A 12,678-nucleotide genomic window follows, 5' to 3' on the forward strand; every position below is an offset into this window, starting at 1 on the left:
CGATCCGCACCGCCCCCGGGAACCGGTCAGCGGCCGCGGACCGGGGTGACGGACTCCAGGGTCGGCACCACCGGCTTGATCGTCCCGTCGGCCGCGAACTCCATGCGGTCGAGGGTGGTTTCGCGGTGGGTGCCGTCGCCGCCCGCCTTCCCGGGGCCGTTCACGGCGAACCGATGGTAGGCGATGTACCAGTCGTCCGTGCCGGGGACGTTGACCACCGAGTGGTGGCCGGGCCCCTTGATCCCGTACTCCGGGCGCTTGGAGAGGATGGTGCCCCGCTTGGTCCACGGGCCCAGCGGCGTGGCCCCGGTGGCGTAGGCGACGTGGTAGTCCTCGCTGCGGGTGTCGTCCTCGGACCACATCAGGTAGTAGGTGCCCTTGCGCTTGACGACGAAGGAGCCCTCCCGGAAGTTCTCCGGGGTGAACTCCCGCACCTTCGACGCGTCGAAGGATGTCATGTCGGCGTTCAGCGGCACCCCGTACGCCTGGCCGTTGCCCCAGTACAGATACGCCTGGCCGTCATCGTCCGTGAACACCGCCGGGTCGATCATCTGGCCGGTGAACTGCCCCTTGGCCACCAGCGGCTTGCCCAGCGCGTCCTTGAACGGGCCGGCGGGGGAGTCGGCGACCGCGACACCGATCTGCTGCTCAGCGCAGAAGTAGAAGTAGTACTTGCCGTCACGCTCGGCCATCGCGGGCGCCCAGGCGTTGGTGTCCGCCCAGCTCACATCGGGACCGAGATCCAGGATGACGCCGTGGCTCTTCCAGTTGACCAGGTCCTTCGAGGAGTACGCCGTGAACCTGGTCCCGCTCCAGCCGCGGAACCCGTCGGTCGTCGGGTAGATCCAGTAGCGGCCGTCGAAGTACTGGATGTCGGGGTCGGCGTTCAGGCCTGGCAGCACCGGGCTGCGCATCGGCGCCGCCTCGACGGTCCACTCGCGGGTCGTCCCGTCGGCGGTCTTCAGTGTGTACGTCCGCGCCGTGCGGAAGTCCCGCCGGGTGCCGGAGGACGGGCTGAGGGTGGCGCCGGCCGGAAGCGCGAAGCGGGGCGCCAGCCGGCGGAGATCGGCCTTCGGATCCATCGGCAGCACCACCTTGCCGCTCGCCTCGGTGACGATGGCATAGCCGTTCTGGCCCGGCGCCGTGGCATCGGCGAGCGAGGCGGCGGACGCCGGGTAGGCGCTCAGCAGCCGGTCGTACTCCGCCTGTGTCACGGGGAGCACGGTGCCGTGCCGGGGGCTGGCGGGCAGCTGGTAGTTCTCGGACGGCGTCCACGTGCCCGAGGCGAGGTCGGTGGTCTCGAACGGGATGTAGCCGCGGCCGCCGAACTCGTCGATGAACAGGTACCACTTGTTCTCGGTGTTCGACTTGAAGATCGTCGGCCCTTCGCCGCGGTCGATCGCGCCCTTGCCGATGCAGTCGGCGACGAAGTCGTACGAGGTGTCCGTCAGGGAGGTGGACTTCTCGGCCGTGATGAACTTCGAGCAGGGGGTGCCGGAGGACGGGTCGCGCTCGTCCTTGGTGAACCGGTAGTAGGTGCCCTTGTCCTTGATGACCGTGGAGTCGATGACCGAGTAGCCGGGGTCGTTCCACACCTTGGGTGCGCTGAAGCTGCGGAAGTCCTTCGTCGTCGCGTACAGCATCTTGTTGTACGTGTTGCCGGTGTGGTTCGGGTCGTTCTCGGCGTAGAGCTTCGAGGCCCAGAAGACGACGTACTCGCCGAGCTCCTCGTCGTAGTACGCCTCGGGCGCCCAGGTGTTGCCCGCCGTGTCCGGCGAGACCTTGACCAGGCGCTGGTCGGTCCAGTTGACCAGGTCCTTCGACTCCCACACCATGATCGACTTACTGCCGGTGCGCTGCACCTGGTCCCAGGAGCCGCTGGAGTTCTGATACATCCGCAGATCGGTGGCGATCAGATAGAACTTGTCGCCCTTGGGGGAGCGGATGACGAACGGGTCGCGCAGCCCCTTCTGGCCGAGGGAGGAGGTGAGGACGGGCTTGCCGGCGTTCAACTCGCGCCAGTGCAGCGGGTCGTTGCCGCGGCTGAGCGCCATCCGTATCTGTTCGCCGTCGGCCGTCCCCTCACCGGTGAAGTAGGTGAAGAGATAGCCGGCGTACTGGGGCGCCCGCGGGGCCGCGGACGGCGCTCCGCTCTGCGCGGGGCTGGGCGGGGCGGTGAGGATGCTCACGACCATCGTGAACAGGACGAGCGAGGGCAGAAGGAGGGTACGGGCAGCGCGGGACACCATGAAACATCCTGTGGGAGTCTGATGGATTCTGTTGGACTGCTGGCCCGAAGTGTCGCCAGTCCCGATCCCGCGCGTCAATGGGTGTGCGGCTCTGTTCAGGAGCGAAAGTTTCGGTTGTCTTTTCGACCCTTGTGCACGGCCCCTGTGGAACCCCGCACCACGAGCCGGGGCGGGAGGACGACCTCGCGGGGCGTGGTGCGCCCCTGGTCGAGGCGCTCGACCGCGGCGGCCACCGCATGCCGGGCCTGTTCCTCGGCGCCCTGGCTGACCGTGGTCAGGTCGAAGCAGCTCAGCCGGGAGAGGGCGTCGTCGTCGTAGCCGGCCACGGACATCTCGCGCGGGACGGCGACCCCGGCGCGGGTGAGGGCGGTGAGGACGCCGATGGCGCACTGGTCGTTGAACGCCACCACGGCGGTGGGCGGTTCGCCGTCGTCGAGGAGGTGGCGGGCGGCCCGTTCCCCCGACTGTTCGGTGTGGTCACCGGGCAGCACCCGGCTGTGCCCGTCCAGCCCGTGGCGGCGCATGGCGGTGCGGTAGCCGCGGCGCCGGTCGGTGGCGATGACGCCCCGGCCGCCGTCGACATAGGCGATCGAGCGGTGGCCGAGGCCCACCAGATGGTCGACGATCCGGCCCACTCCGTCGTCGTCCGCGGTGCGCACCACATCCGGCGCGGCACCCGTGATCCGGCGGCCGACGGCGATGACGGGCACCTTACGGTCGAGGGCGGTGAGCGTGGCGGCGGGGGCGGCCGGGCCGAGGAGGATGAGCGCCTCGCTGCGGAAGGCGAGGAGGGTGTCCACCGCGGTGTCCTCGTCGCGGGTGCGGGTCTGGGTGCTCAGGGCCAGGTCGTAGCCGACCGCCTCGGCGGCCGTGTGCAGATGCTCGACCAGCTCGGCGTGGAAGGGGCTGTGGATGTTGACCATGACGCCGAGCAGCCGGGTGCGTCTGCGGGCCAGCAGGCTGGCGTTGCGGTCGGGCTGGTAGCCCAGGTCGGCGGCCGCCTTCAGGACACGCTGGCGGGTGCGTTCGCTGGGGCCGGGCGCACCGCGCAGGACCAGCGAGACGGAGGCGGTGGACAGGCCCACGCGGGCCGCCACGTCCTCCAGCCGGGGGCGGGAGCCCGCCCCCGTACGACCGGCGGCCGCGCCTGATCCGCCCGTGCCGTCTGCCTTGCTCACGTGTTCTCCCGCTGGATTCTTCTGGCGCAACACCCTTGACACGCCCCGGAAACCGGACTGATAGTACCAGCACTTAAAGCGCTTTAAAAAGATCTGTTGACCGGACAAAGTCAAGCAAGCATCAGCAGAGCCCACGGCGCGGGTGCGCGCCGGAGAGGAACCGCAGTGACGACCACACAGTCGATCGGGGTGGCGGTCATCGGCGCCGGCATGGCCGGCCGCGCCCATCTGGCCGGCTACCGGGCGGCACCCACGCAGTACGGCGCCGGACTGCCCGAGGTCCGCCTGGTCGCCGTCGCCGACGCCCATGAACCCTTCGCCCGGGACGCCGCCCGCCGCTACGGATACCAGCGCGCCGAGACCGACTGGCGGGCGATCGCCGAGGCCCCCGACATCGACGCGGTCAGCGTCGTGGTCGCCAACCACCTGCACCGCGAGATCGTGGAGGGGCTGCTGGCGGCGGGCAAGCATGTGCTGTGCGAGAAGCCGCTGGCGCCGACGGTGGCCGACGCGCAGGCCATGGTCGAGGCGGCGGAGCGCAGCGGACGGGTGGCGGCCACCGGGTTCACCCTGCGCCGTTCCCCCGCCATCAACGCCATACGCCACCAGGTGACCGAGGGCCCGCTCGGGCGGGTGCAGCACTTCAACGGCCACTACTGGTGCGACTACGGGCACAACCCCGACGCGCCCATGAGCTGGCGCTACCGCGGCGGCCCCGGCACCGGGGCGCTGTCCGACATCGGCAGCCACCTCGTCGACCTCGGCGAGTTCTTCTGCGGCCCGGTGCGCAGTGTGCACGGCGCGTTGCTGTCCACCCAGGTGCCCGACCGGCCGGTGCCGCTGGGCACCGCCGTGGGCCACTCGGCGGACGTCCAGGTGAGTGCGGAGCGAGAGCCCGTGGAGAACGAGGACATCGCCACCTTCACCGCGACCTTCGACTCCGGCGCCGTCGGCACCTTCTCCGTCTCCCGCGTCGCCTGCGGGCTGGCGAACTCCCTCGGCTTCGAGGTGTTCGCCGAGGGCGGCGCCGCCACCTTCGACATGGCCAGGCCCGCGGAGTTCACCTTCGCCGACTCCTCCCTGCCCGCGGCCACCAGCGGCTACCGCAGCGTCGTCGTCGGCCCCCAGCACCCGTACATCGCCTCGGGGCTGCCCATGGACTTCCCCAGCGTGGGCCATGGACAGAACGACTTCTTCGCCTGGCAGGCACGCGCCTTCCTGGAGCAGATCGCGGGCCTGAACCACCTGCCGCACTGCCCCACGCTCGCCGACGGGCTGCACAACCTGCGTGTGCTCGACGCGATCGTCTCCTCCGCCACCGCCGACGGCAAGTCCGTCACCGTCCAGTAAGGAAGCCCCTCATGAAGCTCGGCGCCTACACCGCCGTCCTGCACGACCAGCCCCTCACCGAGACCCTGCGGACCCTGCGCGAACTCGGCCTGGAGAGCGCGGAGATCAACTCCGGTGGCTTTCTGCCCGCCCCGCATCTGCCGATCGACGAGATCCGCGCGGGCCGGGACGCCCGGGACGGCTACCTCGCGCGGTTCGCGGCGGAGGGCATCACCCTCACCGCGCTGAACTGCAACGGCAACCCCCTCCACCCCGACCCGCAGGTGCGCGACAAGCACGCCCAGGACCTGCGCGACGCGATCGAACTGGCCGCCCTGCTCGGCGTGAAGCGGGTCGTCACGATGTCCGGGCTGCCCGCCTCCGACCCCGGCGGCCGGCTGCCCTCCTGGACGGTGCTGCCCTGGGACAGCGCCTACCTCGACGCCATGGACTACCAGTGGAACGAGGTGGCGATCCCCTTCTGGAGGGACATCCAGGCGCGCGCGGCGGACGCCGATGTGAAGGTGTGCATCGAGATGCACCCCCACAACCTCGTCTACAACGTCGGCACGATGGAGCGGCTGGCCACCGAGATCGACGCCACCCACGTGGGCGCGGAGCTGGACCCCAGCCATCTGTTCTGGCAGGGCATCGACCCGGTCGCGGCCGTACGGCGCCTCGGCGGCCTGGTGTACAACGCCGCTGCCAAGGACACCCGGATCAACGAGGAAGCGAAGATCAACGGCGTCCTCGACCACCGCCACGAGCGCGTCCGCGCCGAGGAGCCGGGCGCCGTCTCCCTCGGCGGCCGCTACACCCTCAGCCGCTGGCCCAAGAACGCCTCCTGGGACTTCGTCGCCGTCGGCCGCGGCCACGACACCGCCTTCTGGACCGATTTCCTGCGGGCGTTGCGCGATGTCGACCCGGACATGGCGGTCAACATCGAACACGAGGACCAGGAGCTCGACCAGATCGAGGGCCTGCGCCTGGCCGCCGACAACCTCCGGGCCGCAGCCGCCCGCCTCTGAGGCCACGCCGCGAAGGGACACCCGCCGACACCATGAAGATCGCCCTCGACCCCTATATGATCCGCAACGTCCCCCTGCTCGAACTCCCCGCCGTCGTAGCGGAGTTGGGGTATGAGTGGATCGAGCTCTCCCCCCGGGAGGACTTCATCCCCTTCTTCCGGCACCCGCGCGTCGACGACGGCACGGTCGCGAAGTTCCGCAAGGCGCTGGACTCCGCGGGCGTCGGCATCTCCTCCGTCCTGCCCCTGTTCCGCTGGTCGGGGCCGGACGAGGACGACCGCCAGGCGGCCGTACGCTACTGGAAACGCGCCATCCAGATCACCGCCGACCTCGGTGTCACCAGCATGATCTCCGAGCTCAACGGCCGCCCCGAGCAGAGCGACCGCAGCGAGGCGCAGTTCTGGAAGTCGCTCGACGAACTGCTGCCGCTGTTCGAACGCGAGGGCATCCAGCTCGCCCTGGAGCCGCACCCCGACGACTTCATCGAGAACGGCTATGACGCGATCAACCTGATCCGCGGCATCAACCATCCGGGCGTCAGCTTCCTGTACTGCGCCCCGCACACCTTCCACATCGGCAACGACGCCCCGGGCATCATCCGGTACGCGGGGGAACTGCTCACCCACGTCCACCTGGCCGACGCCTTCGACCACACCGCGTCCTCCGGCAACCGCTACATCCTCAACCCGCCCGGCACCCCCGCCCGTATCCATCAGCACCTGGACATCGGGCAGGGCGAGGTCGACTTCGACGAACTCTTCCGAGAGCTGCGGGACAGCGGCTTCGACGGCACCCTGACCGCCTGTGTGTTCGCCTGGGAGGAGCGGGCGAAGGAGTCCTCGGTGTTCATGCGCCGCAGGATCGACGAATATCTGGCCGCCTCGTCATGACGGGCCGGGCGTGGCCGCCTCCCCGGGTGGCCACGCCCGCCGCCTTACCTCCGCCGTGGGCGGCTACCCGACGAGATCCTGGGTGCCGAGCACGGTGAGCAGCGCGAGGCGTTCGGCGTCCTCGGTGCCGGGCTCGGCCGTGTAGACCATGATGCGCAGCTCGCTGCCCGCCACGGTGAGCACGTCGCAGTCCAGCGTCACGGGGCCCACGCGCGGATGATCGATGATCTTGCGCGCGGCCTCGTGGCGGCCGACGGCGCCGGACTCCCACAGCTCGGCGAACCGGTCGCTGTTCGCGCGCAGCTCCGCCACCAGCCGCCCCAGCCGCTGATCCGCCGGGTAGCGGTCGGCGGCCGCGCGCAGGTCGGAGACCAGCGTGGCCTCGAAGGCGCGCAGCGACTCCGGAGTGTGCCGGGTCCGGCCGCCCGGGCCGACGAAGTGTCGCCACACGGCGTTGCGCTGGTGGCCGCGCCACCCCGACGGGTCGCCCATCAGCGCCGCGTACGGCGGATTGGCCAGGAGCAGCGTCCCGGACGCGTCGAGGACCGCGACGGGGGTCCCGGTCAGTCTGTCCAGCAGCCGCTGGACGCTCGGGGTGATGAGCGCGGGCATGGTGTCCGGCCCCGGCGGCGCCAGCCCGGCCAGCCGGAACAGATGGGCGCGCTCGGCGCCCGCCAGCCGCAGTGCTCTGGCCAGGGCCTCGACGACCTGGACCGACGGGTTGGACGCGCGGCCCTGTTCGAGGCGGGTGACGTAGTCGACGGAGATCCCGGCCAGCAGTGCCAGCTCCTCGCGGCGCAGCCCCGGCGCGCGCCGGGGCCCGCCGGCGGGCAGCCCCGCGGCCTCGGGGGCGACCCGGTCGCGCCAACGGCGCACCGCCTGCCCGAACTCCGCTGTCGCCATGCAGCCCAGTGTGCACCGCCGCGCCGCACCTGTGCCTGGTACCGGTAGTCCCAGGAACCCGGGACGCCTGGCTGACCACACCGGCGCGCAGGACTCTGGAGACATGACGACAACACTTATCACCGGAGCCAACAAGGGGCTCGGTTTCGAAACCGCCCGTCGGCTCATCGCAGCAGGTCACACTGTCTACATCGGCAGCCGGGACGCCGAGCGCGGGCGCCGGGCCGCCGAACGGCTGGGCGCGCGGACGGTCCTCCTCGATGTCACCGACGACGCGTCCGTCGCGGCCGCGGCGAAGGCCGTCGAGGCCGACGGCGGACTGGATGTGCTGGTCAACAACGCCGGCGTCGAAGCGCGGGAGCCGGACGGACGGGTGATCGGCGCCGCGGAGGCGACCGCCGACGCGATGCGGTCGGTCTTCGAGACGAACGTCTTCGGCGTGGTGCGCGTGACCCATGCGTTCCTGCCGCTGCTGCGGCGGTCCGCCGCCCCGGTCGTGGTCAACGTCAGCAGCGGCCTTGGCTCGCTGACCCGGGTCACCACCCCGGACACACCGACGTACGTCTACCCGGGCGTCGCCTATCCGACGTCGAAGACCGCGGTCAACATGATCACCGTGCAGTACGCGAAGGCGTTCCCGCAGATGCGGATCAACGCGGTGGAGCCCGGCTACACCGCGACGGACCTGAACCGGCGCACCGGCACGCAGACCGTCGAGGAGGGCGCCGAGATCATCGTCCGTATGGCACAGGTGGGCCCCGACGGCCCGACCGGAGGCTACTTCGACGCCGAAGGCCCCGTCCCCTGGTAGCGGGGCGGGGGGTCACTCCAGGAACGACTCGACGGCCGAGCTGACCGCGGCGGGGGTCTCCAGCGGCAGCTCGTGCCCCGCGTCGAGGATCCGTACCACCGCGTCCGGGTAGCCCTTGGCCATCCGCAGCATCTGTGACACCGGCAGCTGGATGTCGTGATAGCCGTGCAGCAGCAGGGTGGGCGTCCGGATCTCACCGACCCGGTCGAGCACATCGAAGGCCCGCATCGCGTCGTAGCAGGTCATGACCACCTCGCGCGGCGTGGTCGCGGAGGCGCGGGCGTATTGCCGCACCTCCTCGCGCGGATGGCCGGGGCCGAAGGCCCGCTGGATGTTGGCCGTGACGAAGACACGGAACGGCAGCAGCGTCGAAGCCGCCATCAGCAGACCGCGGCCGCGGCTGTACACCATCCGGCTGATCGAGCTCACCAGCACCATGCGCTCGATCCGGCCCGGGTGGTCCAGCGCCAGCGTCTGGGCGATCATGCCGCCCATGGAGTGGCCGACCGGGACGAAGCGGTCGACCTCCAGCCGGTCGAGCAGGGCGCGCACATCGCCGGCCAGCTCGGCGATGGTGCGCGGCACTCCGTCGCTCTCGCCGTGCCCGCGCAGATCCAGGCGGATCACCCGCCGGTGCGGGGCGAAGTGCGCCATCTGGTGGTCCCAGCGGTGCCGATTCGCCGTCCAGCCGTGGATGAACACCAGCGGCACACCGTCGCGGCGACCCTCGTCGTCGAACGTCAGTCTGGCGCCATCGACTTCGAGCTGCGGCATGGGTCACGACCTCCGGGCTGTGGCGCGTGCGGTACGGAACGTTCACCACCGGCCGACTACCGGCGCCCGCCCAGGAAGTCGAGGATGTGCCCGAACACATCGAGGGCGGCGCCCCGGCCGATGAACATGTCGAGGTGACCGTAGCCGGGGACCTCGGCGTACGCCACATCCAGCCGCGGCTGCCGGGCGGCGAGCACCTCGTGGCAGAGCTTCTGGGAGTCCAGCCACAGCCCGTTCTCGCTGCCGGAGAGCAGCAGGACGGGGCAGTCGATACGGCCGGCCTGGTCCAGGGCGTTCTCCGGCAGCGCCCGGTAGCGGCCGTCCCCGTGGTGCCAGCGCACCATGCTGCGCGCCAGCTCGATCCGGCGCAGATGCGGCAGGATCCACAGCGGCGCGGGGCCGAGCAGCTCCGCCAGCCGGTTGTGCGTGGTGGCGGACAGATGGTCGTGCACGAACAGCGAGGCGCCCGTGCCCCAGGCCGAGTTGTGCAGAATCTGGCAGGTCGGGTCCGGGCAGCTCGCCTTCCGCGAGGCCAGGGCGAACAGCGGGGTGTACCGCGACCAGAAGCCCACCTTGCGGAAGTCCACGGGAATGTGGTCGACACGTGACTTCAGCAACTCGGCGGCCAGCGTCATCCGCAGGGACGTCCGGCCCGCCAGCTTCGGCGTCAGGAACACCCCGTGCGCCACCACCCCGGCGAGCCCCGGCACCAGGCCCGCCGCCATGCTCATCGACAGCGAGAGCGCGCCGATGCAGTGGGCCACGACGAACAGCGGCCGGTCGCCGATCCGCTGCCGGACCTGCGCCACCGCCTCGGGGATGTCGTACACGGCGACGTCGTCGTAGGTGTAGCGGCGACCGGTCTCGTTGTAGGGGAGCCGGCAGCTGCCCCGCCAGTCCAGCAGCCACGGCTCATAGCCCTCGTCCAGCAGGACCTCGACCAGGTTGCGCGTCTCCGGCAGCAGAAACATGTCGGAGGACGCGGTGTGGCCGTGCAGCAGCAGCACCGCGGGCCGGTGCCCCTGGCCGGGGGATGAGCCGGTGGTCACCCTGGTCAGGCCGAGCAGGGTGCCGTCCTTGACCCGGAAGGGGAACTCCTCGACGGTCGCCCCGTCGAGCCGGGCGTACAGCGGCCGCAGGGAAACCGGGGTTCGCGGGGATCGCGGGGTCTGCGGGGTCCTCGAGGTCAGCGGGGTCATCGGTCGCGCTCCGTCAGTGTCGGGTTCCGGCGAAGGTCGAGCAGGTCCGCCCCCACCCGGGCGAACGGGCCGAGCAGGCCACGGCCCATCTCCCGGCCGAACCAGGCCAGCCAGGTCAGCTTGGCCACCCGCTTCTCCTGGCCGGAGAGGCGCGGATCGACCCGGATGCCGTCGATCTGGTCGCGCACATAGCTGTCCGCGGGCACCACGACCTCGCCCGCCAGGCTCGCGGGCTCGTCCTCGCGGCCGATCTCGACGGTCAGCGCACGCGTCTGCCGCCACACATCGCGCCGCGCGCGGGCGAACTTCCGGCCCTCCAGCCACCACCGCCCGCCGTCCGCGTCACGCAACCGCAGCCGGTAGAGCAGCAGTTGATGACGCAGGCCGTGGCGCAGGGGTATCCCCTCCTGCGGGCGGACCCACAGATCGCCCCGCTCCACCACGACCGGATCGGGGTGCAGCAGCGCGCAGGACAGCTCTCCGCGCACATCGACCCGGCGCTCCCGCACCAGCTGGTACATGCTCGCGATCGACAGGGTCAGCGACAGCGTGCACTCGCTGTGCGCCGGCCCGCCGACCGGGCCCAGAGTGCCCTCGATCGTCTCGGGGAACCACAGATACGGCGGGTCCTGACGGTCCGGCAGCCTGCCGAGACCGTCCCCGGCCAGCCGCTCGAACGTCTTCAGCTGCGCCTGGGTGTCGTACCGGGCCGCGGCCGGCAGGCCGTGCGCGGCGACGAACGCGTCGGTGCGCTCGCCGGTGGCCTCGGGCCCCTTCAGCGTCGCCTCGCACAGCTTCAGGGCGGCCGGGCTGCGCAGCACCCGGGTCAGGAAGTCCAGCCCGGGGACCGGCTCGGCCTCCAGCCGGGCCAGGGCGTCGGCCCGCCACTCGTCCCACTCCTGCACCGTGACGTTCATGCCGCCGAACCCCATGTCCCGCACCACGTCGTCCAGGGTGTTCGGGACGCCCGTCAGGTTGTAGTTGTAGCCCCAGGCGGCGGGCTCGCAGATGACGGCCGCCGCCACCCGGCTCACCCAGTCCACCGGGGCGGCGTTGAGATAGCGGAAGGCGGGCACGGTACGGAACCGGCCGAACGCCGAGATCAGCCCGCTGCTGAGGTCCTGGGCGTTGTACGCGCCCGTCCTGGTGTGTCCGCCGATGCCCCCGGGGCGCATCACGGTGACCACCAGGCCGTGGTCACGGGCGCGCCGCAGCGCGGTCTCGGCCACCCACTTGGACTTGTCGTAGCCCGCGACCAGGCGGTCGATGCGGGCGAGCGGGTCGTCCTCGCCCATGGAGGCGATGCCGACCTGGTTGAACACCGCGATCGACGAGATGTGGTGCAGCGGCTTGGGCCGCCCGGTCGCCGCCAGCTCCGCCAGCGTCAGCGGCCCCGCCACATTGCTCTGCCGCAGCGACGGGTAGCCGCGCAGAAAGTCCACCGCCGCCGCCACGCCGACCACGGAGTCCAACTCCTCGGCCAGCGCGCTCCAGCGGTCCTCCGGCAGGCCGAGGCGCGGTCGGCGGAGGTCGCCCGGCAGGACGGTGACCCGCCTGCGGATCTCCGAGGACCACGGGAGGGAGAAGCCGGCCAGCGCGGTGCCGAGCCGCTGGGCGGCCTCGTCCTCGTCGGCCGCGCGCACCAGGCAGTAGACGTGGGCGTCGCTGTACCGCAGCAGGTCGAGGAGCATATGGCCGCCGAGGAAGCCGGTGGCCCCGGTCAGCAGGATCCGGCGGGGCGCGGCGGACTCCGGCGGCCCCGTCCACGGCAGGCCGTCGGCGCGGGCGAGGTCGGCCAGGACCAGCTCGAGATCCTCGTCGGCGGCGCCCACGGACACGGTCCGGGTCGCGGGTACGGCGGTGGCCGCGGGGCTGGGGGCCGTCGGGCCCGGGGCCGGGGATCCGGTGGCCGACAGATGGCGCTCGGCGAGACGGCGCGGCCGGGCGTCGGCGAACACATCGTCCAGGGCGAGCTCCACGCCCGACTCCCGGGCCAGCGCGGCCACCAGCTCCACCGCGTCGACGGAGGTGCCCCCGGCGTCGAAGAAGTCGGTGTCGGGCCCCATCCGGCCGTCGGGCAGAAAACGGGCGGCCACGGCGGCGATGGCCCCCGCCAGCCGGTCCACGTCCGTGTCCACGCCGGTGTTCGCGGCGGTGTTCGTGTCCGCGTCCCCGTCGCCGGGCGGCGCGGACGCCGAGACCGGTGCCGGTGCGGCCCCGGGCAGGGCCCGGGCCAGCAGTTCGGCCACGCTGAGCCCGCCGCCACCCCGTTCGATCGACTCGCCGGCCGGCCGCCGTCCCTCGTCACTCATGTCGC

Annotated in this window: 10 protein-coding genes; 4 read left to right on the top strand and 6 right to left on the bottom strand. The window is 71.6% G+C overall.

Translation table 11 applies throughout. The annotated features are described in order from the left end of the window. Nucleotides 1–26: 26 nt before the first annotated feature. Nucleotides 27–2,249 carry a glycoside hydrolase family 43 protein gene (locus tag ABTY62_RS03230; RefSeq protein ID WP_352127622.1) on the bottom strand — a complete coding sequence of 741 codons (2,223 nt, stop codon included), beginning with the start codon at nt 2,247–2,249 and terminating at the stop codon, nt 27–29. 95 nt (nt 2,250–2,344) lie between these two features. Continuing rightward, nucleotides 2,345–3,427, bottom strand: a complete 1,083-nt coding sequence (locus ABTY62_RS03235) for a LacI family DNA-binding transcriptional regulator (protein WP_502997393.1) — start codon at nt 3,425–3,427, stop codon at nt 2,345–2,347. Between the two features lie 165 nt (nt 3,428–3,592). On the opposite strand from ABTY62_RS03235, the gene ABTY62_RS03240 reads away from it, so the two are divergent. From ABTY62_RS03240 to ABTY62_RS03250, 3 genes are read left to right on the top strand one after another with little or no spacing between them, the layout of a single operon-like run. Then, nucleotides 3,593–4,777 carry a Gfo/Idh/MocA family protein gene (locus tag ABTY62_RS03240; RefSeq protein ID WP_352127623.1) on the top strand — a complete coding sequence of 395 codons (1,185 nt, stop codon included), beginning with the start codon at nt 3,593–3,595 and terminating at the stop codon, nt 4,775–4,777. An 11-nt stretch (nt 4,778–4,788) separates the two neighbouring features. After that, a complete protein-coding gene (locus ABTY62_RS03245; protein ID WP_352127624.1) occupies nt 4,789–5,784 on the top strand; it encodes a sugar phosphate isomerase/epimerase family protein in 996 nt (331 codons plus the stop codon). 32 nt (nt 5,785–5,816) lie between these two features. Next, nucleotides 5,817–6,674, top strand: coding sequence for a sugar phosphate isomerase/epimerase family protein (locus ABTY62_RS03250; protein WP_352127625.1), 858 nt, complete (start codon nt 5,817–5,819; stop codon nt 6,672–6,674). Between the two features lie 63 nt (nt 6,675–6,737). Here the strand turns inward: ABTY62_RS03250 and ABTY62_RS03255 are convergent, their stop codons facing one another. Beyond that, nucleotides 6,738–7,577 carry a helix-turn-helix transcriptional regulator gene (locus ABTY62_RS03255; protein ID WP_352127626.1) on the bottom strand — a complete coding sequence of 280 codons (840 nt, stop codon included), beginning with the start codon at nt 7,575–7,577 and terminating at the stop codon, nt 6,738–6,740. 103 nt (nt 7,578–7,680) lie between these two features. Here ABTY62_RS03255 and ABTY62_RS03260 point away from each other — a divergent pair, with 103 nt between their 5' ends. Then, nucleotides 7,681–8,388 carry an SDR family NAD(P)-dependent oxidoreductase gene (locus tag ABTY62_RS03260; protein ID WP_352127627.1) on the top strand — a complete coding sequence of 236 codons (708 nt, stop codon included), beginning with the start codon at nt 7,681–7,683 and terminating at the stop codon, nt 8,386–8,388. Between the two features lie 12 nt (nt 8,389–8,400). On the opposite strand, the gene ABTY62_RS03265 is transcribed toward ABTY62_RS03260, so the two are convergent. The 3 genes from ABTY62_RS03265 to ABTY62_RS03275 are packed head-to-tail and all read right to left on the bottom strand — an operon-like array spanning nt 8,401 to nt 12,673. Then, nucleotides 8,401–9,162 carry an alpha/beta fold hydrolase gene (locus ABTY62_RS03265; protein WP_352127628.1) on the bottom strand — a complete coding sequence of 254 codons (762 nt, stop codon included), beginning with the start codon at nt 9,160–9,162 and terminating at the stop codon, nt 8,401–8,403. 56 nt (nt 9,163–9,218) lie between these two features. Continuing rightward, nucleotides 9,219–10,361 (bottom strand): alpha/beta hydrolase, encoded by a 1,143-nt coding sequence (locus ABTY62_RS03270; RefSeq protein ID WP_352127629.1) that lies wholly within the window; start codon nt 10,359–10,361, stop codon nt 9,219–9,221. Further along, on the bottom strand, nt 10,358–12,673 hold the full coding sequence (locus tag ABTY62_RS03275) for a thioester reductase domain-containing protein (RefSeq protein ID WP_352127630.1): 2,316 nt from the start codon (nt 12,671–12,673) through the stop codon (nt 10,358–10,360). The genes ABTY62_RS03270 and ABTY62_RS03275 overlap by 4 nt, the downstream gene beginning before the upstream one ends. Nucleotides 12,674–12,678: the final 5 nt, after the last annotated feature.

The organism is Streptomyces sp. NPDC097640 (genome assembly GCF_040302705.1).
Taxonomy (GTDB): domain Bacteria; phylum Actinomycetota; class Actinomycetes; order Streptomycetales; family Streptomycetaceae; genus Streptomyces.